The following is a 22,619-nucleotide window of genomic DNA, read 5'->3' as shown; positions in this document are numbered from 1 at the left end:
GACCTGACCGTGCCCCGATCTGACGAGAGACGCCCATGCTTCATGTTGTGTTTTATCTAATGTTTATCATTCTATGCGTGATGGCCAACCTGCTTATTCCCATTAGCAGTTATGCCGCCATCGCCCTGTGTGCCGTTGCCGTCACCTTTATTCCCTTGTGGGTGACCGATATCTACCCGCCCCGCTCAAGGCCGCGGTACATCTGCCTGATCTCCACCGTGGCCAATGGATTGATCATGGGGACCCTCTTTGCCTCGATCTTTACCGTCTATGTGTTTTTCGGGTCCTTCGCCCCCTATGACATGCCTTACATCAACTTCAAAAGCCTCTTTTTAAACAGCCTGGCCAGCGCTGCGGCCGGCAGTGTCGCGGTGATTGTCCTGTATGGCTGGATGAAAACACGGGGCTGGTTTAATTACTGAGTGCGGTCATGTCCGCCTGAGGAGGGAGCGCCATGCTGCCGTATATTGTTTTTTATCTGATGTTTGGCGCTTTGTGCGTGGCGGCCAACATGCACTTTTTAATTGTCAGCGTGCCTGACATCGTGCTGTACACCTCGCTCGCCAGCCTTATTACCCTGTGGGTGACAGGTAAATACCGGCCGCGCTTCAAGCCCCTGCATGATTCCTGGCGAATGGCCCTGGCCAGCGGGTTTATCTTGGGGGCGATCTTTGCCTTGCTGCTGGTGCTGAACTACTTTCTCCTGTCCCTGGCCAGGGACGCTGAAGGGCCAGCCTATCGCTTGCTTTACCTGACCTTCAAAGGCTTCTTTCTGGACAGCCTGGTCGTCGCCTCTTTCACCAGTGCGGTTCATATTTTCCTGTATGGCAAGGTCAGCATACAGGGCCGCCCCACACCCAAAACCAAACGCTGACCGGCGCCGGCACACCCTGCGGGATGTGCCGTGGATGCCGGGGGCGTATCAGTCCTGTTTTTTGCGAATCCAGTACAGGTAGGTGCCCGCCTCTTCCGCTTGCCCAACCAGTTCATGGTCCAGAAACACGCAGAATTTGGGGATGTCGCGGCGGGTCGACGGATCGGTGGCTATCACTTTCAACAAGCCGCCAGGCACCAGGTCGCGAATGTGCTGGTGCAGCATCATCACCGGCTCAGGGCAGTTCAGGCCGCTGGCGTCGAGCACGCCATCGACCGGCGTATCGGTGTTAAACAAACTCATCAATGACTCCTGAATCAGCGAGATTTAGGTTTTTTTACGTCCAGTCGACGCAAATGACAGGTGACTTCTTCACGGTCGTGATACAGCTGCTTGCAGCCGATTTCAACCTGGATACCCCGCGCCTTGAAGCCTTCGGCAATCCGGTCGAGCAAACGGCGTACTTCGGCATAACGCTGTTTCATCGGCAATTTCAAATTGACCACCGCCTCACGGCAATGCCCTTCACCGATCCACTCTTCCAGCATCGCAGCGTTGCGCGCCGGTTTTTCAACGATGTCGCAGACCATCCAGTCCACCGGTTGCTTGGGCTTGAAGGTAAAGCCATCCGCCATCAAGTGCTGAACCAGACCGGTGTCCATCAGGCTTTCCGCCATCGGGCCGTTATCGATAGCCGTCACGATCATGCCGCGATTGACCAGTTGCCAGGTCCAGCCACCCGGTGCGGCGCCCAGATCAACGCCGGTCATGTCACTGTGCAAGCGCTCGTCCCATTGATCTCGGGGGATGAAATGATGCCAGGCTTCTTCCAGCTTCAGCGTGGAGCGGCTGGGGGCTTCGCGGGGGAACTTCAGGCGCGGAATGCCCATGGGCCACATCGCGCAGTTATCCGACTCCGCCAGGCCGAGAAACACCTCACGTCCACTTTTAAAAGTCAGCAACAACCGCGGCTTGTGGGCATCGGTTTCCACCAGTTTGCCAGCCGAGATCAAGGCCTTGCGCAGGTGAGCTTCAAACTTTTTGCAGAAGTTGGACAGTTCTTTACCGTCATTGGTGTCGACTATTTCCAGCCACAGGCTGCCACACACCGGAAAATCGGCCATGTGCTCCAGGATGACGCTGATACGGTCTGTTTCTGGCAGCTCAACAAAACTGCCCCGTGCCCACTGCCGGGGGAAAATCAGTTCGGCGAAGCGCAAGCCGCGCATCAGGCGCTCTGCCCCGCCTTCTTCGGTGCATACAAATTCGGCACAAGCGCTGCTCGGCTTGGCTTTGGCGTAGCCGGACACATTCAGGCGGGCAGCGTGCTCGGCGATTTCCGAGCAGACTTCACCTTCAAAACCAGGTCGGCAGTGCATAAAAACGGTGTTCATTGAATTACTCCTGGGCAGCTGGCGGAAATTGGCCCGCTGCGCAACCTTGCTTTGGCGCAAGGATTGTCACGAAAAGGCCGGCATGATAGCCGAGTTCGGAACCTTGAACGCCACCGGACAGTCCAGTTATTAGCCAGATCAACTATTCAGGGCTAGGTTAGAAGCTCTGTTCGTTCCACACGATCCGTGCCGTGCGGGTCTCAAGGAGTCATGTCATGTCTTCCCTCGATAGCCTGAACACTCTCTCCACCCTAAAAGTCGACGACAAGACTTATCACTACTTCAGCCTTGCCGAAGCGGCGAAAACCCTGGGTGACCTGAGCCAACTGCCCATGTCGCTCAAAGTTTTGCTGGAAAACCTGCTGCGCTGGCAAGACAACAAGACCGTCACCGAGCCCGACCTCAAGGCACTGGCAGCCTGGCTCAAGGACCGGCGCTCCGACCGGGAAATCCAGTATCGCCCGGCCCGTGTGCTGATGCAGGATTTTACCGGGGTACCGGCCGTGGTCGACCTGGCCGCCATGCGTGCGGCGATGGCCAAAGCCGGAGGCGACCCGCAGCGGATCAATCCGTTGTCGCCGGTGGATCTGGTAATCGACCACTCGGTAATGGTCGACGCGTTCGCAAGCCCCACGGCCTTCGAACAAAACGTCGACATCGAAATGGAGCGCAACGGCGAGCGCTATGCGTTTTTACGCTGGGGGCAAAATGCCTTTGATAACTTCAGCGTGGTGCCACCCGGCACCGGCATTTGCCACCAGGTGAACCTCGAATACCTGGGCCGCACAGTCTGGACCAAAGACGAAGACGGACGCACCTACGCGTTCCCCGACACGCTGGTGGGCACCGACTCCCACACCACCATGATCAATGGCCTGGGCATCCTCGGTTGGGGCGTCGGTGGCATCGAAGCCGAAGCCGCCATGCTCGGACAGCCGGTGTCGATGCTGATCCCGGAAGTCATCGGGTTTAAACTCAGCGGCAAATTAAAAGAAGGCATCACCGCCACCGACCTGGTGTTGACCGTCACACAAATGCTGCGCAGCAAGGGTGTGGTCGGAAAGTTCGTCGAGTTCTATGGTGATGGCCTGGCGGATCTGCCCTTGGCAGACCGCGCCACGATTGCCAACATGGCGCCTGAGTACGGGGCCACGTGCGGCTTTTTCCCGGTGGACGACATCACCCTGGATTACCTGCGCCTGTCTGGCCGGCCGCAAGCCACGGTGAAACTGGTGGAAGCTTATTGCAAAGCCCAGGGTCTATGGCGGATCGCCGGGCAAGAGCCGATTTTCACTGACACCCTGGCGCTCGACATGGGCACTGTGGAGGCCAGTCTGGCCGGGCCAAAACGTCCGCAAGACCGGGTGGCGCTGCCCAATGTTGCACAAGCGTTCAGTGACTTCCTGACCCTGCAATTCAAACCCACCAACAAAGAAGAAGGTCGCCTTGAAAGTGAAGGCGGTGGCGGTGTGGCTGTGGGCAATGCGGATCTGGCCGGCGAAGCCGACTACGACCACGACGGTAAAACCTATTGCCTGAAAAACGGCGCCGTCGTGATTGCGGCGATTACCTCCTGCACCAACACCTCAAACCCGAGCGTCATGATGGCCGCCGGGCTGGTGGCCAAAAAGGCGGTCGAAAAAGGCCTGAAAAGCCAGCCGTGGGTCAAGACCTCCCTGGCGCCAGGCTCCAAGGTGGTCACCGAGTATTACGATGCCGCCGGGCTGACGCCCTACCTTGAGCAACTGGGCTTCTCGCTGGTGGGTTATGGCTGCACCACCTGTATCGGTAACTCAGGCCCATTAGCCGAACCGATCGAAAAGGCCATCACTCACTCCGACCTGACAGTCGCCTCGGTGCTGTCGGGCAACCGTAACTTTGAAGGCCGGGTTCACCCGCTGGTGAAAACCAACTGGCTGGCCTCGCCACCGCTGGTCGTGGCCTACGCCCTGGCCGGCACCGTGCGTATTGATATCAGCCGCGAACCGCTAGGCCTGGACAAGGACAACAAGCCGGTTTACCTGCGTGATATCTGGCCTAGCCAACAGGAAATCGCCGATGCGGTGGCGCAAGTGACGACGGGCATGTTTCACAAGGAATACGCCGAAGTATTCGCCGGTGACGCTCAGTGGCAAGCCATTGAGGTGCCGCAAGCCGCGACTTACGTCTGGAAAGAAGACTCGACCTATATTCAGCACCCGCCGTTCTTCAATGACATCGATGGGCCATTGCCCGTCATCAGCGATGTTAAAGGTGCACGGATGCTGGCGTTGCTGGGCGATTCCGTAACCACCGACCATATCTCGCCGGCCGGCAACATCAAGGCCGACAGCCCCGCCGGGCATTACCTGCGCGAAAAAGGCGTCGAGCCCCGGGACTTCAACTCCTATGGTTCGCGGCGTGGCAATCATGAAGTGATGATGCGCGGCACGTTCGCCAATATCCGGATCCGCAACGAAATGCTGGGCGGTGAAGAAGGCGGTAATACGCTCTATATTCCGACAGGCGAGAAACTGGCGATCTACGATGCCGCCATGCGCTACCAGGCGACAGGCACACCGTTGGTGGTGGTTGCCGGCCAGGAATACGGCACGGGTTCAAGCCGTGACTGGGCGGCCAAAGGCACCAACCTGCTGGGGGTCAAAGCGGTGATTGCCGAGAGCTTCGAGCGGATCCACCGCTCAAACCTGGTCGGCATGGGTGTGCTGCCGCTGCAGTTCAAGCTCGATCAAAACCGCAAAACCCTCAAGCTCACCGGTCATGAAACCTTCGACGTGCTGGGCTTGACCGGCACGGAACTGCAACCGCGGATGAACCTGACCCTGGTGATCACCCGTGAAAACGGGCAACAGGAAAAAGTCGACGTGCTGTGCCGGATCGACACGTTGAATGAGGTGGAGTACTTCAAGGCGGGAGGCATCCTGCATTATGTGCTGCGGCAGTTGATTGCCTCTTGAGCACGCTTAATCACCTGGCCTGACCCGCAGGCCTGTACGTCCCGAACCGTGTTCGGGGCGTACCCGGCCAGCGGCAGCCGAAATTAAATTAAACAAATCCCCCAGCATGCCGAAAGCCTGTCAAAGCCTTGCGGACAGACACGACATGCGTAACAACCAGCCCATCACCCAACGCGAACGCACTTTCCCCGCGCAACAACGGTTGATCTCCACCACCGACACCAAAGGCGTCATCAGCTACTGCAACGATGACTTTGTCGAGATCAGCGGGTTTACCCGTGAAGAGCTGATTCGCGCTCCGCACAACCTTGTGCGCCATCCGGATGTCCCTACAGCGGTGTTCGAGCACATGTGGGGCACCCTGAAAAAGGGTTCTCCGTGGATGGGCATCATCAAGAACCGCTGCCGCAACGGTGACCATTACTGGGTCAACGCTTACGTGACGCCGGTGTTTGAGAACGAGCGTGTGGTGGGCTACGAGTCGGTGCGCGTCAAACCGACCGCTGAACAAATCCGCCGCGCCGAAGCCTTGTACGCGCGCCTGAACAGTGGCAAGTCAGCAGTGCCCCAGCGCGACAAATGGCTGCCGGTCGTGCAGGACTGGCTGCCGTTTATTCTGGTCAGTCAATTGAGCTTCATGATTGGCGCCCTGTTCAATTCCAGTTGGGGCTTTGCCCTGGCCGCCGCGCTGTCGATTCCGCTGGGTCTGCTCGGCCTGAGCTGGCAACAACGCGGGATCAAGCGCTTGCTGCGCCTGGCCGAGCAAACCACCTCTGACCCGTTGATAGCCCAGATGTACACCGACAGCCGCGGCCCGCAAGCACGTCTGGAAATGTCCATCCTGAGTCAGGAAGCACGCTTGAAAACCTGCCTGACCCGTCTGCAGGACACCGCTGAGCATTTGAGCGAGCAAGCGCGTCAATCGGACATCCTGGCGCACAAGAGCTCCACCGGACTGGAACGCCAGCGTCTGGAAACCGAACAAGTGGCCACCGCGGTCAACCAGATGGCCGCCACCACCCAGGAAGTGGCCAGCCATGTGCAACGCACAGCGGACGCCACTCAAGAAGCCAATCGCCTGACCAGCCGCGGACGTGACATTGCCGGGGAAACCCGTGAGGCCATTGAGCGCCTGTCGAACGTCGTGGGGGAAACCGGCGCTACGGTGACGCAACTGGCCAAGGACAGCGATGAGATCGGCGGCGTGGTCGACGTGATCAAAGGCATTGCCGACCAGACCAACCTGCTGGCCCTGAACGCCGCGATTGAAGCGGCGCGCGCCGGTGAAATGGGCCGGGGCTTTGCCGTGGTCGCCGATGAAGTACGGCAACTGGCACAACGCACCAGCCTGTCCACCGGGCAGATTCATGGTTTGATCGCCAAGTTGCAGCAGACCGCCGCCACCGCCGTGCAGACCATGAATGCCGGGCACCGTCAGGCCGAAGAAGGTGTCGCCCGCGTACTGGAAGCCGACCAGGCCCTGGTCGGGATCAGTGAAGCCGTGGCCAACATCACCGACATGACCACCCAGATCGCGGCCGCGACCGAGGAACAGAGCGCCGTGGCCGAGGAGATCAGCCGCAACATCAGCACCATTGCCGACCTGGCCGACCAGACCTCGGAACAGGCGCAACACTCCGCACAACTGAGCGAAGAACTGACCCGAACCGTAAACACCCAGTATTCGCTGGTAGAACGCTTCAACCGCTAGCCTGCAGAGTCCGGCATGCAACCTGGACGCAGCCTCGTTCCACTCGTCAGCTGCTACGGGTTGGGGCTGCACTTGACCCGCTCGACCGCTGCTACGCAAATCCTGTAGCCGCTGCCGCAGGCTGCGATGGGTACCCACCTTTTCGCAGCGGCTACAGAAGCATTCAGGTCGCATCCCGCATTCGGCCCGGACGCAGCCTCGTTCCACTCGTCAGCTGCTACAGGTTGGGGGATTCTTGAGCCAGTGCGCAATGTTGTCCGCCGCGGCGTCAAGGTGCTGCTCACGGGTAAAGCCTGAGGCTTTAAGCGGTTTGAGGTCGTGATCGCCTGCCACATACCAGCTCAGTTCAATGCCGGGAGCCAGGGTATAGGCTTCAACCGCCTGCCGGTTGCCCAGGGCATCGCGCTCGCCCTGCAGGATCAGTGTCGGCGTTTGTAGCTCGGCCAGGTGCGCCACACGGGGCTTTTCCGGTTTGCCAGCCGCGTAAAACGGATACCCCAGGCACACCAATCGATCAGCACCCAGTTCATCCGCCAGCAGACTGGCCATTCGACCGCCCATGGACTTGCCGCCAATGGCCAATGGTCCCGTGACATGCCGTCGCACTTCGGCGTACACCTCGCGCCAGCATTCGAGCAATTTGACCTGCGGATCAGGAGGCCTTTTGCCCCCATCCAGCCGTCGCTGGGCCATGTACGGGAATTCGAAGCGCAATACGCTCACCCCGCGTGCAGCAAGGCGTTCAGCCATGCCCGTCATCCATTCGCTGTCCATCGGTGCGCCTGCGCCGTGGGCCAGTATCAGGGTGTTCGACCGGGGGCCGTTGACCCCGCTGACAGCCGCATTCCACAGCCAGCCACGAGCCTGCGCGCACTGCGCCCATTGATCCCCGTCAATACCGACACCGCCTGTTACACCCATGCTTGCCTCGCTTTTAGTCTGCCTATAACTCCAGGCGCGCATCTGTACGCGCCTGATCCGTGGATGGGGAACCATGAACACTTCTACAAGTACCGCCTACAACTACAAGGTGGTCCGCCAATTTGCCATTATGACGGTGGTGTGGGGCATCGTCGGTATGGGGCTCGGCGTTTTTCTCGCCGCGCAGTTGGTCTGGCCGGAACTCAACTTCAATTTGCCCTGGACCAGCTTCGGGCGCCTGCGCCCTTTGCACACCAACGCGGTGATTTTTGCCTTCGGCGGCTGCGCCTTGTTTGCCGCTTCGTTCTATTCGGTTCAACGCACCTGCCAGGCCACACTGTTCGCGCCAAAAATTGCCGCTTTCACGTTCTGGGGCTGGCAGTTGGTGATCCTGCTGGCGGCCATCAGCCTGCCGTTGGGCTTCACCAGCTCCAAGGAATACGCCGAGCTGGAATGGCCGATCGACATTTTGATCACCATTGTCTGGGTCGCTTATGCCGTCGTGTTCTTCGGCACCATCATGAAGCGCAAGACTCGGCACATTTACGTGGGCAACTGGTTCTTCGGCGCATTTATCGTGACCGTGGCCATTTTGCACATCGTCAACAACCTGGAAATTCCGGTCAGCTTTACCAAGTCCTACTCGCTCTACGGTGGCGCCACTGACGCCATGGTGCAGTGGTGGTACGGCCATAACGCCGTGGGCTTCTTCCTGACGGCTGGTTTCCTGGGAATGATGTACTACTTCGTGCCGAAACAGGCCGAACGTCCGATCTATTCCTATCGCCTGTCCATCGTGCACTTCTGGGCGCTGATCACCCTGTACATCTGGGCCGGTCCGCACCACTTGCACTACACCGCATTGCCGGACTGGGCCCAGTCCCTGGGCATGGTGATGTCCCTGATCCTGCTGGCACCGAGCTGGGGCGGCATGATCAACGGCATGATGACCCTCTCGGGAGCCTGGCATAAGTTGCGCAGCGACCCGATCCTGCGCTTCCTGGTGGTGTCACTGGCGTTCTACGGCATGTCGACCTTCGAAGGCCCGATGATGGCTATCAAGACCGTCAACGCCCTCTCCCACTACACCGACTGGACCATCGGCCACGTACACGCCGGCGCTCTGGGCTGGGTTGCCATGATCTCGATCGGTGCGCTGTACCACATGATCCCGAAAATCTTCGGTCGCCCGCAGATGTACAGCCTGGGGCTGATCAATGCGCACTTCTGGCTGGCAACGATCGGCACCGTGTTGTACATCGCATCGATGTGGGTCAACGGCATCGCCCAAGGCCTGATGTGGCGCGCAGTCAATGCCGACGGCACGCTGACCTATTCCTTCGTTGAAACCTTGGTGGCCAGCCACCCGGGCTATGTCGTGCGCCTGATCGGCGGGGCGATCTTCCTCAGCGGTATGTTGCTGATGGCTTACAACACTTGGCGCACCGTACGTAACGCCGAGCCCGCCGAAGTCGTAGCCGCCGCGCAGATGGCCTGAGGAGTTCGCCATGAACCATGAAGTCGTAGAGAAAAATATTGGTCTGATGCTGCTGCTGATGATCCTGTGCGTCAGCGTCGGTGGTCTGACACAGATCGTCCCGCTGTTCTTTGAAGACGTGACCAACACCCCGGTGGAAGGCATGAAGCCCTACACCGCCCTGCAACTGGAAGGCCGCGATATCTATATCCGCGAAGGCTGTGTGCAGTGTCACTCGCAGATGATTCGTCCATTCCGGGCCGAGACTGAGCGTTACGGCCATTACTCGGTCGCCGGTGAAAGTGTCTGGGATCACCCGTTCCTGTGGGGTTCCAAACGCACCGGGCCGGATCTGGCACGGGTCGGCAGCCGTTATTCGGATGACTGGCACCGCGCGCACTTGTACAACCCGCGCAACGTGGTACCCGAGTCGAAAATGCCGGCCTATCCGTGGCTGGTATCAAGCCCGGTCGACAGCAGTCACACCGAGAAAAAACTCGAGGTCATGCGCACCCTCGGTGTGCCGTATACCGACGAAGACATCGCCAACGCCAAACAGTCGGTGCAGGGAAAAACCGAAATGGACGCGCTGGTGGCGTACCTGCAAGTACTCGGCACTGCCATCAAGAGCAAGAGGTGAGTCATGGTTGAGATGAGCAGTGGAATGATTCGCGGCCTGGGCACCGTCGTGGTGGCGGTGGCTTTTATCGGCCTGGCGCTGTGGGTCTTCAGCCCTCGGCGAAAACCCGAATTCGACGACGCAACCTTGCTGCCCTTCATGGACGACCCAGAGGCCATTCAACACGTCGAGCAAGAGCAAGCATCTAGGAGTAACAAAGCATGACCACCTTCTGGAGTGTTTATATCTGCGTGCTGACCATCGGCACGCTGATCGGCCTGAGCTGGCTGCTGTTCGCTACCCGCAAGGGTGAAACCAAAGGCGAAACGGTCGAAACCATGGGTCACAGCTACGATGGCATCGAGGAGTACGACAACCCGCTGCCACAGTGGTGGTTCATGTTGTTCGTGGGCACCTTGGTGTTTGCCGTCGGGTATTTGATCCTCTATCCGGGCCTGGGCAACTGGAAAGGCCTGCTGCCCGGCTACGAAGATGGCTGGACCGGCGTCCACGAGTGGGAAAAGGAGATGGACAAGGCAGACGCCCGCTTCGGGCCGATTTTCGCCAAATACGCCGCCATGCCGGTGGAGCAAGTCGCTCAGGACCCGGCCGCGCTGAAAATGGGCGGTCGCCTGTTCGCTTCTAACTGCTCCGTGTGCCACGGCTCGGATGCCAAGGGTGCTTTCGGCTTCCCGAACCTGGCTGACAACACCTGGCGCTGGGGCGGCGATGCCGACACCATCAAGGCCACCATCATGGGCGGACGCATGGCCGCGATGCCGGCCTGGGGTGAAGTGCTGGGCGAAGACGGGGTTAAAAACGTCTCGGCGTATGTGCGCCATGACCTGGCCGGCCTGCCCTTGCCCCAAGGTAGCAGCGTTGACCTGAATGCGGGCAAGCAAGCCTTCGAAACCACCTGCGTGGCCTGTCATGGCAGCAACGGCAAGGGCAATGCATTGATGGGTGCGCCTGACCTGACACAACCCGCGGGCTTCATCTACGGCACCAGCCTGGCGCAATTGCAGCAAACCATCCGTCATGGTCGCCAGGGTCACATGCCTGCGCAGAGCGAGTTGCTGGGTAACGACAAGGTGCAACTGCTGGCTGCCTACGTGTTCAGCTTGTCACACGATAATCAAGAGGGAAAAACAGCCCAATAATTACCGGACATTTCCTGCCGCATCATTCTGATGCGGCAACTCCCGCGACCAAGTGTCGCACCTCTTTTTAGTCAGTCTTTGCTCTCCGGCCATTCAGGACTAAGCTCTTCTATGACGTGAGCGTCGGTCACCGGCTTCATGCCATGTGAAATCAATCGGCACGTTGAAGGACACTGTTACGGGCCACACGAGCGGGTTTGCATCGGCTATCGTCCATTGCGATTTTCGCCATGATGTCGCTGTGCCTTCTCCCCTCCCGGGATTACCCGTCTCCCCCCTTCGGCTTTCCCCTCCATGCGGCATTTCGTCCGAGGCCTGTTTGACCTTACTCTCAGCATGGAAAGGCCGCAGAATAAGCCTTGGAAAGCAATGACCGGGGTCATGCTTCGTTGCAATAACCCTACGCTTTATCCATACTTGCGACCGATTTTTATCCTAATAAAACACCTAAACCGTGGAACCTTAGAATGAGCACAGCAATCAGTCCGACTGCTTATAACTATAAGGTAGTCCGCCAGTTCGCCATCATGACGGTGGTCTGGGGGATCCTTGGCATGGGGCTTGGGGTTTTCATCGCGTCACAGCTTGTGTGGCCTGAATTGAACCTTGGCCTTGAGTGGACGACCTTTGGCCGTTTGCGTCCCTTGCACACCAACCTGGTGATTTTTGCCTTTGGTGGTTGTGCGTTGTTTGGCACCTCTTATTACGTCGTGCAGCGAACCTGCCAGACGCGATTGATCTCCGACGCACTGGCTTCGTTTACCTTTTGGGGTTGGCAGGCGGTCATTGTCGGCGCGATCATCACGTTGCCGCTGGGCTACACCACGACCAAGGAGTACGCAGAGCTGGAATGGCCTTTGGCTATCCTGCTGGCCATCGTCTGGGTGGTCTACGGCATTGTGTTCTTCGGGACCATTACCAAGCGTAAAACCAAGCATATCTATGTGGGCAACTGGTTCTACGGTGCGTTCATTGTCGTGACGGCCATGCTGCACATCGTCAACCACGCCTCCCTGCCCGTGAGCTTCTTCAAGTCCTACTCGGCTTATGCCGGTGCGACGGATGCCATGATTCAGTGGTGGTATGGCCACAACGCTGTGGGTTTCTTCCTGACTACCGGCTTCCTGGGCATGATGTACTACTTCGTGCCCAAGCAGGCCGAGCGTCCGATCTACTCCTATCGCCTGTCCATCGTGCACTTCTGGGCGCTGATCACCCTGTACATCTGGGCCGGTCCGCACCACTTGCACTACACCGCACTGCCGGACTGGGCCCAGTCCCTGGGCATGGCGATGTCGATCATTCTGCTGGCGCCAAGCTGGGGCGGGATGATCAACGGCATGATGACCCTGTCGGGTGCCTGGCATAAGCTGCGCACCGACCCGATCTTGCGCTTCCTGGTGGTATCGCTGGCGTTCTACGGCATGTCGACCTTTGAAGGCCCGATGATGGCCATCAAGACTGTCAACGCCCTCTCCCACTACACCGACTGGACCATCGGTCACGTACACGCCGGTGCGCTGGGCTGGGTTGCCATGATTTCGATCGGTGCGCTCTACCACATGATCCCGCGCCTCTACGGCCAAAAGCAGATGTACAGCATCGGCCTGATCAACGTGCACTTCTGGCTGGCAACGATCGGCACCGTGCTGTACATCGCATCGATGTGGGTCAACGGCATCACCCAGGGCCTGATGTGGCGAGCAATCAACGACGACGGCACGCTGACCTACTCGTTCGTTGAAGCGCTGCAAGCCAGCCATCCTGGCTTTATTGTCCGCGCCATCGGCGGTGCTTTCTTCGCCAGCGGCATGCTGTTCATGGCCTATAACGTGTTCCGTACCGTACGCGCCTCGAACCCGGTAGAAGCTGAAGCAGCGACCAAGATCGCTGTAGTTGGAGCCCACTGATGAAGCACGAAACAGTCGAGAAGAATATTGGCCTGATGGCCTTCTTCATGGTCATCGCCGTCAGTATCGGTGGCCTGACCCAAATCGTTCCGCTGTTTTTCCAGGATGTCACCAACACGCCGGTTGAGGGTATGAAACCCCGTTCAGCGCTGGAACTGGAAGGCCGCGACATTTACATCGCCAACGGTTGTGTCGGCTGCCACTCGCAGATGATCCGCCCGTTCCGCGCTGAAACCGAACGCTATGGCCACTACTCGGTCGCCGGTGAAAGTGTCTGGGATCACCCGTTCCTGTGGGGTTCCAAGCGTACCGGTCCGGACCTCGCCCGCGTCGGTGGCCGTTACTCCGATGACTGGCAGCGTGCGCACCTGTACAACCCGCGCAACGTTGTACCCGAGTCGATCATGCCGGCTTACCCGTTCCTCGTAGAGCGCAAACTGGACGGCAAGTACACGGCGAAAAAAATGGAAGTCTTGCGTGATCTTGGCGTTCCTTACACCGACGAAGATATCGCCGGAGCCAAGGATGCCGTGAAAGGCAAAACCGAAATGGACGCGCTGGTGGCCTATCTTCAGGGCCTGGGCACCATCATCAAAAGCAAACGGTGATCTGAATGGATATCGGGATGATTCGTGGCCTGGGCACCGTCGTTGTGATGGTGGCTTTTATCGGTTTGGCATTGTGGGTGTTCAGCCCTCGACGCAAGTCTGAGTTTGATGACGCCACACTATTGCCGTTCAAGGATGATCCCGAAGCCATCAAGCACGTCGAGCAAGAGCAAGCTTCTAGGAGTAACAAAGAATGACTACGTTCTGGAGTCTGTACGTTACAGTCCTCACTCTGGGTACTATCTTCGCCCTGACCTGGTTGTTGCTGGCCACCCGCAAGGGCCAGCGCAGCGAGCAGACCGACGAGACAGTCGGGCACGCTTACGACGGGATCGAAGAGTACGACAACCCGATGCCAAAATGGTGGTTCATGCTGTTCGTCGGCACCATCGTTTTTGCCCTCGGCTACCTGGTGCTCTACCCGGGCCTGGGCAACTGGAAAGGCCTGCTGCCGGGCTATGGGTACCTGGATACCAAAGCCGAGACCGGGTTTGCCGATGGCAAGACCGGCTGGACCGGTGTTCACGAGTGGGAAAAGGAAATGGCCAAGTCGGACGCCAGGTTTGGTCCGATCTTCGCCAAATTCGCCGCCATGCCGATCGAAGAAGTCGCCAAGGATCCGCAAGCCCTGAAGATGGGTGGCCGCCTGTTTGCCTCCAACTGCTCGGTTTGCCACGGTTCGGATGCCAAAGGTGCTTACGGCTTCCCGAACCTGACCGACGCCGACTGGCGCTGGGGCGGCACTCCGGCAGACATCAAGACCACCATCATGAATGGCCGTCACGCGGTCATGCCGGGCTGGTCTGAAGTGATTGGCGAACAAGGCGTCAGCGACGTCGCCGCCTACGTCCTGACCAACCTTGACGGGCGCAAGCTGCCCGAAAGCGCCAAGGCCGACCCGGCCAAAGGCAAGGAACTGTTCGCCACCAACTGTGCGGTGTGTCACGGCCCGGAAGGCAAAGGCAACCCGCTGATGGGCGCGCCTGACCTGACCCACCCTGCGGCGTTCATTTACGGTTCGAGCTTTGCGCAACTGCAGCAAACCATCCGTTACGGTCGTCAGGGGCAGATGCCTGCCCAGGCCGATCTGCAAGGGAACGACAAGGTTCACCTGCTGGCCGCCTACGTCTACAGCCTGTCCCATGGCGATGACGCCAAGGCAGCCGAGTAACGCAGTCACCTGAACGCTCCAGACTGCGGCCCCGCCAGCTCATGCTGGCGGGGCCGTTTTTGTTTCAGGCCGATTGTTCGGACAAGGTTCCCGGCGCGGCATTGCAGGCAGACCCGCACCCGCCACGAAGCCTGAAACAGAGCAGGTGCAACTGACCCGCCGACCGATGTCAATTGATCCAGGTCACGACTTGTTACAACTGCTATACCAACTTGATCATTTCCGGAACGCGACCAAAGGTCGCACCCTTGAACTAGAGTCACAGGCGTATCATTACGCCACTGCTACACCTTCTGACCGCGGTCGGCATGTACTGACCGAGGCATTTTCCACTGCCGTGGGACGCACTAATGAGCAATCAGATTCCAGTACGCAACGTCACTCCGCCTGCCCCGAAAAAAACTGAAAGTGTCGATTTGTACGCAGCCCGGGAGAAAATCTACACCCGCGCTTTTACCGGACTTTTCCGCAACCTGCGCATGATCGGCGGTGCCCTGCTGTTTTTGCTGTATTTCGGCACGGTCTGGCTCAATTGGGGCGGACACCAGGCCGTCTGGTGGAACCTGCCCGAGCGTAAGTTCTTTATTTTTGGTGCCACTTTCTGGCCACAGGATTTCATCCTGCTGTCCGGGCTATTGATCGTCGCAGCCTTTGGCCTGTTCTTTATTACCGTATACGCAGGCCGCGTGTGGTGCGGCTACACCTGCCCGCAAAGCGTCTGGACCTGGGTGTTCATGTGGTGCGAAAAGGTCACTGAAGGTGATCGCAACCAGCGCATCAAACTCGACAAGGCGCCCATGAGCGCCAACAAGTTCCTGCGCAAGTTCAGCAAGCACACGCTCTGGCTGTTGATCGGTCTGGTCACGGGCCTGACCTTTGTCGGTTACTTTTCGCCAATACGTGAGCTGGTCATCGATTTCTTTACCGGCCAGGCCGACGGCTGGTCCTATTTCTGGGTAGGTTTTTTCACCCTTGCCACCTACGGCAACGCCGGTTGGTTGCGCGAGCAAGTGTGTATTTACATGTGCCCGTATGCCCGGTTCCAGAGCGTGATGTTCGATAAGGACACGCTGATTGTTTCGTACGACCCGCGTCGCGGCGAAGTCCGGGGCCCGCGCAAAAAAGACATCGATTACAAGGCTCAGGGCCTGGGCGACTGTATCGACTGCACCATGTGCGTCCAGGTATGCCCGACCGGCATCGACATTCGTGATGGCTTGCAGATTGAATGCATCGGCTGCGCCGCCTGCATCGATGCCTGCGACAGCATCATGGACAAGATGAACTACCCGCGCGGCCTGATCAGCTACACCACCGAGCACAACCTCTCCGGGCAGAAAACCCATAAGCTGCGTCCACGCCTGATAGGCTACGCGCTGGTGTTGCTGACCATGATCGGCCTGTTGGCGGCGGCCTTTTTCACCCGCACGCTGGTCGGCTTTGATGTGAGCAAAGACCGTGTGCTCTACCGCGAAAACGCCGAAGGCCGCATCGAGAACGTTTACAGCCTGAAGATCATGAACAAGGACCAGCACGACCACACCTACGTGCTGGAAGCCAGCGGCCTGCCTGACCTGAAACTGCAGGGCAAGCGTGAAATCAAGGTGGCCGCCGGCGATATCGTCAGCCTGCCGGTCGAGTTGTCGATTGCCCCTGAACAACTGCCGTCGAGCACCAACGAGGTGTTTTTCACCCTCAAGGATGCCGACGACAATGACATCAACGTCAAAGCCAAGAGCCGCTTCATCGGCCCTCAAATCAGATAAGAGAAATGTGTCATGCCTCCAGCGAACATGCCCTGCCCCTGGTACAAGCAACTCTGGCCATGGATCATCATTGCCATTCTTGCCTGCTCGGTGACCCTGACCCTGTCGATGGTGACCATTGCCGTTAACAACCCGGATCACCTGGTTAACGACAATTACTATGAAGCCGGCAAAGGCATCAACCGCTCGCTGGATCGCGAGTTGCTGGGCCAGACATTGCAACTCAAGGCCAAGTTGCGACTGGACGAAATGACCGGTGAAGTCGTATTGCTGCTTGAAGGCAACAGTGCGCCACAGACCCTGGAACTGAACCTGATCTCCCCGACCCAACCCGAAAAAGACCGCAATATCAGCCTGAGCCAGAGCGGGTCAGAGCCAGGCCGTTATGTCGGGCAACTGGATGACAAAGTCGAAGGCCGCCGGTTTGTCGAGCTCCTGGGCGTTGAAGAGGGCAAGACCTGGCGCCTGTTTGAAGAAGAGCGGGTCGAGCATGACAAAGACCTGCTGCTGGGCGACGAGCCACTGCAAGGTGCTGAAGACCACAACAAGCGCTAACCCCATCGCCCGCCTGCGCCAGCACAAAGCAACGCGAACCGTGTGCAGGCGGGCGGTGATGACAGCCGTCCAGGCAACACCCTATCGCGACAGACAGCCATGACCACGCCCACCCCCTGCTATCACTGCGCCCTGCCCGTTCCACCCGGCAGCCGGTTCACCGCCACGGTACTGGGCGAGATCCGCGAGTTCTGCTGCCCGGGCTGCCAGGCGGTGGCTGAAGCGATCGTGGCCGGCGGCCTTGAAAGCTATTACCAGCATCGCAGCGAAGCATCAGCCAACCCTGAAGCGCTTCCCGTGCAACTGACCGAAGAGCTGGCGCTGTACGATCGCCCCGAAGTGCAAAAACCCTTTGTCCGCCATGAGGGCGAACAGGCCGAGACCACGCTGCTGATCGAAGGCATCAGCTGCGCGGCGTGTGGCTGGCTGATTGAAAAACACTTGCGCCGTTTGCCCGCCGTCAGCGAAGCACGGCTCAACCTGTCGAATCACCGTCTGCATGTGCGCTGGGCCGACAGCCAGTTGCCGCTGAGCGATGTGTTGAACGAACTGCGTCACATCGGTTACGCGGCGCACCCTTATCAAGCAGATCGTGCCACTGAGCAACTGGCCAGCGAAAACCGGCTGGCCCTGCGCCAGCTGGGCGTTGCAGGACTGTTATGGTTCCAGGCCATGATGGCCACCATGGCAACCTGGCCCGAATTCAACATCGACCTCAGCCCCGAAATGCACACCATCCTGCGCTGGGTGGCACTGTTTCTGACTACACCTATTGTTTTCTACAGTTGCGCACCGTTCTTCAAGGGGGCGATGCGTGATTTGCGCACCCGCCACCTGACCATGGATGTGTCCGTCTCGCTGGCCATCGGCGGCGCATATATCGCGGGTATCTGGACCGCGATCACCGGCATTGGTGAACTGTATTTCGACGCAGTCGGCATGTTCGCCCTGTTCCTACTTGCCGGACGCTACCTCGAACGCCGCGCCCGCGAACGTACGGCCGCCGCCACTGCGCAGTTGGTCAATCTGCTGCCCGCCTCCTGCCTGCGACTGGAAGCCGACGGCCAGAGCGAACGCATCTTGCTCACTGAGCTCAACGTCGGTGACCGCGTGCTGGTTCACCCCGGGGCCATTCTCCCGGCGGACGGCAAAATCCTTGATGGCCAATCGAGCGTCGACGAATCGCTGCTGACCGGTGAATACCTGCCACAGCCCCGCAGCGTGGGGGACGCGGTGACCGCCGGAACCCTGAATGTGGAAGGTGCGCTGACGGTTCAAGTCATGGCGCTGGGCCAGGACACCCGCCTGTCAGCCATCGTGCGTCTGCTCGATCGCGCACAAAACGAAAAACCGCGCCTGGCTGAAATCGCCGACCGCGCCGCACAGTGGTTTCTGTTGTTCTCACTGGTCGCCGCGGCAGGCATCGGTCTACTGTGGTGGCAGCTGGCCCCCGAGCGGGCCTTCTGGATCGTGCTGGCGATGCTGGTCGCCACATGCCCCTGCGCCCTGTCACTGGCGACCCCCACGGCGCTCACAGCCGCCACCGGCACCTTGCACAAGCTGGGCTTGCTGCTGACCCGCGGCCATGTGATCGAAGGCCTGAACCAGATCGACACCGTGATCTTCGACAAGACCGGCACCCTGACCGAGGGCCGCCTGGCGCTGCGTGCCATTCGCCCCTTGCGCGACCTGGACAGCGATCAATGCCTGGGTCTGGCCGCCGCACTCGAAAATCGCTCGGAACACCCGATTGCCCGCGCTTTTGGGCGCGCACCGCAAGCCGCAGATGAAGTCCACAGCAGCCCCGGACTGGGCCTTGAAGGGCGGGTTGAGCAGCAGCGACTGCGCATCGGCCATCCCGGTTTCGTCTGCGCACTGAGCGGCTGCAACGTACCGCAAATGCCCGACGAGCCCGGCCAATGGCTGCTGCTGGGCGACACCGAAGGTGTGCTGGCCTGGTTTGTCCTCGATGATCGCCTGCGCGCGGACGCACCGGCATTGCTGGCCGCCTGCAAAGCGCGGGGCTGGCACACGCTGCTGCTCTCTGGTGACAGCTCACCGATGGTCGCCAGCGTGGCGGCGGAACTGGGCATCGATGAAGCGCGGGGTGGCCTGCGCCCGGACGACAAGTTGCAGGTACTGCAACAGCTGCACGCACAAGGGCGCAAAGTGCTGATGCTGGGCGACGGGGTCAATGATGTGCCGGTGCTGGCCGCTGCCGACATCAGCGTGGCCATGGGTTCGGCCACCGACCTGGCCAAGACCAGCGCCGATGCGGTGTTACTGTCAAATCGCCTGGAAGCGCTGGTGCAAGCCTTCAGCCTTGCGCGCCGCACCCGTCGGGTGATCATTGAAAACCTGCTGTGGGCCGGTTTATACAATGGTCTGATGCTACCCTTCGCCGCCCTTGGCTGGATCACACCCATCTGGGCCGCGGTGGGTATGTCGCTCAGTTCGTTGACCGTGGTGCTCAATGCCTTGCGCCTGACGCGCATGCCCCGCCAGGCGCATACTCAAGCCACGTCACACACTCGCCCGCTGCCGGTCTGAGCCGGTCGCCTGGAGCCTATATGCCAGCGCTTTACGTCATGATCCCGGCAGCCCTGCTGATTGTCGGTATCGCCATCTACATCTTTTTCTGGGCCGTCGACAGCGGCCAGTATGACGACCTCGACAGCCCGGCCCACAGCATCCTGTTTGACGACCAGGACCCGCAGCACACTGCCGCCGTGGAAGAGGCCAAAGGCAATCCCCCGGACTCCGCCAACGACGCTGACAGCAACACCCCGCCCCATGCTTGAGTTGGCGCCGCTGCTGGTCTCCGCCCTGATTCTGGGGCTGCTCGGGGGTGGCCATTGCCTGGGCATGTGCGGGGGCCTGATGAGCGCCCTGACCCTGGCGATCCCCAAAGAACAGCGCAGCCGACGCTTCAGGCTGCTCCTGGCTTACAACCTGGGGCGAATCCTCAGCTATTGCGCTGCCGGGCTGTTGCTCGGACTCGCAGGATGGGCGGTGACCAACAGCCCCGCAGCCCTGTACATGCGCATTCTGGCCGGGCTTCTGCTGATTTGCATGGGGCTGTACCTGGCCGGCTGGTGGAGCGGCCTGACCCGGATTGAGAGCCTGGGCCGCGGCCTGTGGCGACATATCCAGCCGGTCGCCACCCGCTTGCTGCCTGTTTCAAGCCTGCCCCGTGCCTTGCTGCTGGGCGCACTGTGGGGCTGGCTGCCGTGCGGGCTGGTCTACAGCACACTGATCTGGGCCGCCAGCCAGGGCAGCGCAACCGACAGCGCATTGCTGATGCTGGCGTTTGGACTCGGGACCTGGCCCGTATTACTCGCCACCGGCCTTGCCGCCGAACGCGTCACCACACTGCTGCGCAACCGCGGCGTGCGCATGGGCGGCGGCCTGCTGGTCATCCTGTTCGGCCTCTGGACCCTGCCCGGTCCGCACCAGCACTGGCTGATGGGGCATTGAGCCTTCGGCAACTGCGCACCTGCCCGACAGCAAGCGCCCCTTGATTCACGGAGAAATCCTGTCCTGCATCGTCGTTGATGCAAATCAAGGTGCGTCAAATCCCCACCCCCTAAACTCCAGCGCATTGTCATCCTCCCAGGGGAATGCCCGCATGCTCGACGCCATTCGTTGGGACTCAGATCTCATTCAGCGCTACGATCTGGCCGGACCGCGCTATACCTCGTACCCGACCGCCCTGCAATTCCACAGCCAGGTCAGCCCATTCGACCTGTTGCATGCCCTGCGCGAAAGCCGCAAGGCTCAGCGCCCGCTATCGCTGTATGTCCACGTGCCCTTCTGCGCGAACATTTGCTATTACTGCGCTTGCAACAAAGTCATCACCAAAGACCGTGGCCGGACACAGCCTTATTTGCAGCGGCTCGAACAGGAAATCCAGCTGATTGCCTGTCATCTCGACCCGAAGCAAAAGGTCGAACAACTGCATTTCGGTGGCGGGACACCCACGTTTCTCAGTCACGACGAACTGCGCCAGTTAATGGCCCACTTGCGCAAGCACTTCAATCTGCTGGATGACGACTCGGGGGATTACGGGATCGAGATCGACCCGCGTGAAGCGGACTGGTCGACCATGGGCCTGTTGCGCGAGCTGGGCTTCAACCGGGTCAGCATCGGCTTGCAGGACCTCGACCCGGACGTACAGCGGGCAGTCAATCGCCTGCAAAGCCTGGAGGAAACGCGAGCCGTCATCGACGCTGCCCGCACGCTGCAGTTCCGCTCGATCAATATCGATCTGATCTATGGCTTGCCCCGGCAAACCCCTGATGCCTTTGCACGCACCGTTGACGAAGTGATCCGTCTGCAGCCGGATCGCCTGTCCGTCTTCAACTATGCGCACTTGCCCGAACGCTTCATGCCACAGCGCCGGATCAACACCAGCGACCTGCCTTCTGCGGCCGATAAATTGCTGATGCTGGAACGCACCATCGCACAGCTCACCGGGGCGGGCTATCGGTACATCGGCATGGACCATTTCGCGCTGCCGGATGACGAACTGGCTATCGCCCAGGAAGAATCAACCCTGCAACGCAACTTCCAGGGCTATACCACCCATGGTCACTGCGATCTGATAGGCCTTGGGGTGTCGGCCATCAGCCATATCGGAGAACTGTATTGCCAGAACACCAACGACCTCACGCAGTACCAGCACACCTTGGGCAGTGCTCAACTGGCGACCAGCCGCGGCTTGCTGTGCAATCAGGATGACCGCATACGGCGCGAAGTCATCCAGCAAATCATCTGCAACCTGCAGCTGCCATTCGCGTACGTAGAACAACGTTTCAACATCGACTTCAGAGGTTATTTCGCTCCCCTGTGGCCGAGTCTGGAACAGATGGCCGCAGACGGGCTGATTGCACTCGACAACCAGCAACTGACGGTATTGCCTGCCGGTCGACTGCTGGTACGTTCGGTGTGCATGGTGTTCGACGCCTACCTGGAACAGCAAAACCGTCAGCGCTTCTCGCGGGTCATCTAGCGCGCCATCAACGAAGCCGCCTTGAGCGCATCGTCGGCACTCAGGTCTTTCATGGCCTTGGCCAGACTCGCCGTTGCCGTCATCAAGGCCGCCGTCAAACTGGCTATTTGCGTTTGCAGTCCCGCCACTTGAGCGCGGGCCTGGTCAGGACTCAAGCGGCTATTGGTCATCACCTGCTGCAATTGGGCCTGCTTTTCGGCGATCTGCTTTTTGATCTCGCGGATCATCTTCAAGATCTTCTGGGTCTGATCCGGCAAGCCGCTTTCTTCGATATCACTGTTCTGGCTTTTCTGTTCCCGGGCCGCTTTCATGGCGGCCCCGGAGATCGTCACCCTCACACCTTCTACAGGTGCCGTTACCGCCTCATCCGGTGCCGGATCCTGGGCATCGGATAAAGCATTACGGGGCGGTGCAACCGGTTCTGGAACCGGCAACATCCCGCTTTGACTCAGGGTAACTCCACCCAGTGATGACATCGTCAGTGC

At 59.6% G+C, this 22,619-nt stretch carries 22 protein-coding genes; 18 read left to right on the top strand and 4 right to left on the bottom strand.

Translation table 11 applies throughout. The features are described 5' to 3' along the window. Positions 1–59 precede the first annotated feature (59 nt). Positions 60–422 carry a hypothetical protein gene (locus tag AWM69_RS06995; protein WP_131653065.1) on the top strand — a complete coding sequence of 121 codons (363 nt, stop codon included), beginning with the start codon at positions 60–62 and terminating at the stop codon, positions 420–422. Between the two features lie 32 nt (positions 423–454). Then, a complete protein-coding gene (locus AWM69_RS06990; RefSeq protein ID WP_131653066.1) occupies positions 455–874 on the top strand; it encodes a hypothetical protein in 420 nt (139 codons plus the stop codon). Between the two features lie 48 nt (positions 875–922). Here the strand turns inward: AWM69_RS06990 and tusA are convergent, their stop codons facing one another. Then, positions 923–1,177 carry a sulfurtransferase TusA gene (tusA, locus tag AWM69_RS06985; RefSeq protein WP_048382584.1) on the bottom strand — a complete coding sequence of 85 codons (255 nt, stop codon included), beginning with the start codon at positions 1,175–1,177 and terminating at the stop codon, positions 923–925. Positions 1,178–1,191: 14 nt separating this feature from the next. Next, entirely contained in the window at positions 1,192–2,268 is a 1,077-nt protein-coding gene (gene rlmM / locus AWM69_RS06980; RefSeq protein ID WP_218726076.1) for a 23S rRNA (cytidine(2498)-2'-O)-methyltransferase RlmM, read from the bottom strand. A gap of 215 nt (positions 2,269–2,483) precedes the next feature. On the opposite strand from rlmM, the gene acnA reads away from it, so the two are divergent. Then, positions 2,484–5,225: an aconitate hydratase AcnA gene (gene acnA, locus AWM69_RS06975; protein ID WP_218726075.1), complete on the top strand. Its 2,742-nt coding sequence runs from the start codon at positions 2,484–2,486 to the stop codon at positions 5,223–5,225. Between the two features lie 145 nt (positions 5,226–5,370). Beyond that, on the top strand, positions 5,371–6,936 hold the full coding sequence (locus tag AWM69_RS06970) for a PAS domain-containing methyl-accepting chemotaxis protein (protein ID WP_131653069.1): 1,566 nt from the start codon (positions 5,371–5,373) through the stop codon (positions 6,934–6,936). A gap of 210 nt (positions 6,937–7,146) precedes the next feature. On the opposite strand, the gene AWM69_RS06965 is transcribed toward AWM69_RS06970, so the two are convergent. After that, positions 7,147–7,857 (bottom strand): alpha/beta family hydrolase, encoded by a 711-nt coding sequence (locus AWM69_RS06965; protein WP_218726074.1) that lies wholly within the window; start codon positions 7,855–7,857, stop codon positions 7,147–7,149. 73 nt (positions 7,858–7,930) lie between these two features. On the opposite strand from AWM69_RS06965, the gene ccoN (AWM69_RS06960) reads away from it, so the two are divergent. The 14 genes from ccoN (AWM69_RS06960) to hemN all read left to right on the top strand — a co-directional run bounded on the left by ccoN (AWM69_RS06960) (position 7,931) and on the right by hemN (position 22,134). Next, positions 7,931–9,355, top strand: a complete 1,425-nt coding sequence (ccoN, locus tag AWM69_RS06960) for a cytochrome-c oxidase, cbb3-type subunit I (RefSeq protein WP_131653071.1) — start codon at positions 7,931–7,933, stop codon at positions 9,353–9,355. Between the two features lie 10 nt (positions 9,356–9,365). Continuing rightward, on the top strand, positions 9,366–9,974 hold the full coding sequence (gene ccoO / locus AWM69_RS06955) for a cytochrome-c oxidase, cbb3-type subunit II (RefSeq protein WP_131653072.1): 609 nt from the start codon (positions 9,366–9,368) through the stop codon (positions 9,972–9,974). Between the two features lie 12 nt (positions 9,975–9,986). After that, a complete protein-coding gene (locus AWM69_RS06950; protein ID WP_218726092.1) occupies positions 9,987–10,178 on the top strand; it encodes a cbb3-type cytochrome c oxidase subunit 3 in 192 nt (63 codons plus the stop codon). Continuing rightward, on the top strand, positions 10,175–11,113 hold the full coding sequence (gene ccoP / locus AWM69_RS06945) for a cytochrome-c oxidase, cbb3-type subunit III (protein ID WP_131653073.1): 939 nt from the start codon (positions 10,175–10,177) through the stop codon (positions 11,111–11,113). The genes AWM69_RS06950 and ccoP (AWM69_RS06945) overlap by 4 nt, the downstream gene beginning before the upstream one ends. A gap of 467 nt (positions 11,114–11,580) precedes the next feature. Beyond that, complete coding sequence (ccoN, locus tag AWM69_RS06940) at positions 11,581–13,023, top strand: cytochrome-c oxidase, cbb3-type subunit I (RefSeq protein ID WP_131653074.1); 1,443 nt, start codon at positions 11,581–11,583, stop codon at positions 13,021–13,023. After that, entirely contained in the window at positions 13,023–13,631 is a 609-nt protein-coding gene (gene ccoO / locus AWM69_RS06935; RefSeq protein WP_048382575.1) for a cytochrome-c oxidase, cbb3-type subunit II, read from the top strand. Before ccoN (AWM69_RS06940) ends, ccoO (AWM69_RS06935) begins: the two co-directional genes overlap by 1 nt. A 5-nt stretch (positions 13,632–13,636) precedes the next feature. Further along, on the top strand, positions 13,637–13,828 hold the full coding sequence (locus AWM69_RS06930; protein WP_003447209.1) for a CcoQ/FixQ family Cbb3-type cytochrome c oxidase assembly chaperone: 192 nt from the start codon (positions 13,637–13,639) through the stop codon (positions 13,826–13,828). Beyond that, a complete protein-coding gene (gene ccoP / locus AWM69_RS06925; protein ID WP_131653075.1) occupies positions 13,825–14,802 on the top strand; it encodes a cytochrome-c oxidase, cbb3-type subunit III in 978 nt (325 codons plus the stop codon). Before AWM69_RS06930 ends, ccoP (AWM69_RS06925) begins: the two co-directional genes overlap by 4 nt. 350 nt (positions 14,803–15,152) lie before the next feature. Continuing rightward, complete coding sequence (ccoG, locus tag AWM69_RS06920) at positions 15,153–16,568, top strand: cytochrome c oxidase accessory protein CcoG (protein WP_131653076.1); 1,416 nt, start codon at positions 15,153–15,155, stop codon at positions 16,566–16,568. A 12-nt stretch (positions 16,569–16,580) separates the two neighbouring features. Next, positions 16,581–17,123 carry a FixH family protein gene (locus AWM69_RS06915; RefSeq protein WP_048382572.1) on the top strand — a complete coding sequence of 181 codons (543 nt, stop codon included), beginning with the start codon at positions 16,581–16,583 and terminating at the stop codon, positions 17,121–17,123. Positions 17,124–17,222: 99 nt separating this feature from the next. Then, positions 17,223–19,673, top strand: a complete 2,451-nt coding sequence (locus AWM69_RS06910) for a heavy metal translocating P-type ATPase (protein WP_218726073.1) — start codon at positions 17,223–17,225, stop codon at positions 19,671–19,673. A gap of 20 nt (positions 19,674–19,693) precedes the next feature. After that, positions 19,694–19,924, top strand: coding sequence for a cbb3-type cytochrome oxidase assembly protein CcoS (gene ccoS / locus AWM69_RS06905; RefSeq protein ID WP_131653078.1), 231 nt, complete (start codon positions 19,694–19,696; stop codon positions 19,922–19,924). After that, positions 19,917–20,600, top strand: a complete 684-nt coding sequence (locus AWM69_RS06900; RefSeq protein WP_218726072.1) for a sulfite exporter TauE/SafE family protein — start codon at positions 19,917–19,919, stop codon at positions 20,598–20,600. The genes ccoS and AWM69_RS06900 overlap by 8 nt, the downstream gene beginning before the upstream one ends. A gap of 151 nt (positions 20,601–20,751) precedes the next feature. Next, complete coding sequence (gene hemN / locus AWM69_RS06895) at positions 20,752–22,134, top strand: oxygen-independent coproporphyrinogen III oxidase (RefSeq protein ID WP_218726071.1); 1,383 nt, start codon at positions 20,752–20,754, stop codon at positions 22,132–22,134. Here the strand turns inward: hemN and AWM69_RS06890 are convergent. Beyond that, positions 22,131–22,610: a hypothetical protein gene (locus AWM69_RS06890; protein WP_256930223.1), complete on the bottom strand. Its 480-nt coding sequence runs from the start codon at positions 22,608–22,610 to the stop codon at positions 22,131–22,133. The genes hemN and AWM69_RS06890 overlap by 4 nt on opposite strands. Between the last annotated feature and the right edge of the window lie 9 nt (positions 22,611–22,619).

The sequence above is a fragment of the Pseudomonas sp. D1HM genome (assembly GCF_019266105.1).
Classification (GTDB): domain Bacteria; phylum Pseudomonadota; class Gammaproteobacteria; order Pseudomonadales; family Pseudomonadaceae; genus Aquipseudomonas; species Aquipseudomonas taetrolens.
Note: the sequence above shows the minus strand (reverse complement) of the source record. Positions and strands in the feature narration are given on the sequence as shown.

Excerpts from the sequence above, each read along its gene's own strand:
- hemN (WP_218726071.1), top strand. The coding sequence starts at position 20,752 with ATGCTCGACGCCATTCGTTGGGACTCAGATCTCATTCAGCGCTACGAT.
- ccoN (WP_131653074.1), top strand. The coding sequence starts at position 11,581 with ATGAGCACAGCAATCAGTCCGACTGCTTATAACTATAAGGTAGTCCGC.
- AWM69_RS06995 (WP_131653065.1), top strand. The coding sequence starts at position 60 with ATGTTTATCATTCTATGCGTGATGGCCAACCTGCTTATTCCCATTAGC.
- AWM69_RS06910 (WP_218726073.1), top strand. The coding sequence starts at position 17,223 with ATGACCACGCCCACCCCCTGCTATCACTGCGCCCTGCCCGTTCCACCC.
- ccoO (WP_131653072.1), top strand. The coding sequence starts at position 9,366 with ATGAACCATGAAGTCGTAGAGAAAAATATTGGTCTGATGCTGCTGCTG.
- AWM69_RS06990 (WP_131653066.1), top strand. The coding sequence starts at position 455 with ATGCTGCCGTATATTGTTTTTTATCTGATGTTTGGCGCTTTGTGCGTG.
- AWM69_RS06915 (WP_048382572.1), top strand. The coding sequence starts at position 16,581 with ATGCCTCCAGCGAACATGCCCTGCCCCTGGTACAAGCAACTCTGGCCA.
- AWM69_RS06970 (WP_131653069.1), top strand. The coding sequence starts at position 5,371 with ATGCGTAACAACCAGCCCATCACCCAACGCGAACGCACTTTCCCCGCG.
- AWM69_RS06950 (WP_218726092.1), top strand. The coding sequence starts at position 9,987 with ATGAGCAGTGGAATGATTCGCGGCCTGGGCACCGTCGTGGTGGCGGTG.
- tusA (WP_048382584.1), bottom strand. The coding sequence starts at position 1,177 with ATGAGTTTGTTTAACACCGATACGCCGGTCGATGGCGTGCTCGACGCC.
- ccoG (WP_131653076.1), top strand. The coding sequence starts at position 15,153 with ATGAGCAATCAGATTCCAGTACGCAACGTCACTCCGCCTGCCCCGAAA.
- ccoP (WP_131653075.1), top strand. The coding sequence starts at position 13,825 with ATGACTACGTTCTGGAGTCTGTACGTTACAGTCCTCACTCTGGGTACT.
- AWM69_RS06930 (WP_003447209.1), top strand. The coding sequence starts at position 13,637 with ATGGATATCGGGATGATTCGTGGCCTGGGCACCGTCGTTGTGATGGTG.
- rlmM (WP_218726076.1), bottom strand. The coding sequence starts at position 2,268 with ATGAACACCGTTTTTATGCACTGCCGACCTGGTTTTGAAGGTGAAGTC.
- acnA (WP_218726075.1), top strand. The coding sequence starts at position 2,484 with ATGTCTTCCCTCGATAGCCTGAACACTCTCTCCACCCTAAAAGTCGAC.
- ccoP (WP_131653073.1), top strand. The coding sequence starts at position 10,175 with ATGACCACCTTCTGGAGTGTTTATATCTGCGTGCTGACCATCGGCACG.
- ccoO (WP_048382575.1), top strand. The coding sequence starts at position 13,023 with ATGAAGCACGAAACAGTCGAGAAGAATATTGGCCTGATGGCCTTCTTC.
- AWM69_RS06965 (WP_218726074.1), bottom strand. The coding sequence starts at position 7,857 with ATGGGTGTAACAGGCGGTGTCGGTATTGACGGGGATCAATGGGCGCAG.
- AWM69_RS06890 (WP_256930223.1), bottom strand. The coding sequence starts at position 22,610 with ATGTCATCACTGGGTGGAGTTACCCTGAGTCAAAGCGGGATGTTGCCG.
- AWM69_RS06900 (WP_218726072.1), top strand. The coding sequence starts at position 19,917 with ATGCTTGAGTTGGCGCCGCTGCTGGTCTCCGCCCTGATTCTGGGGCTG.
- ccoS (WP_131653078.1), top strand. The coding sequence starts at position 19,694 with ATGCCAGCGCTTTACGTCATGATCCCGGCAGCCCTGCTGATTGTCGGT.
- ccoN (WP_131653071.1), top strand. The coding sequence starts at position 7,931 with ATGAACACTTCTACAAGTACCGCCTACAACTACAAGGTGGTCCGCCAA.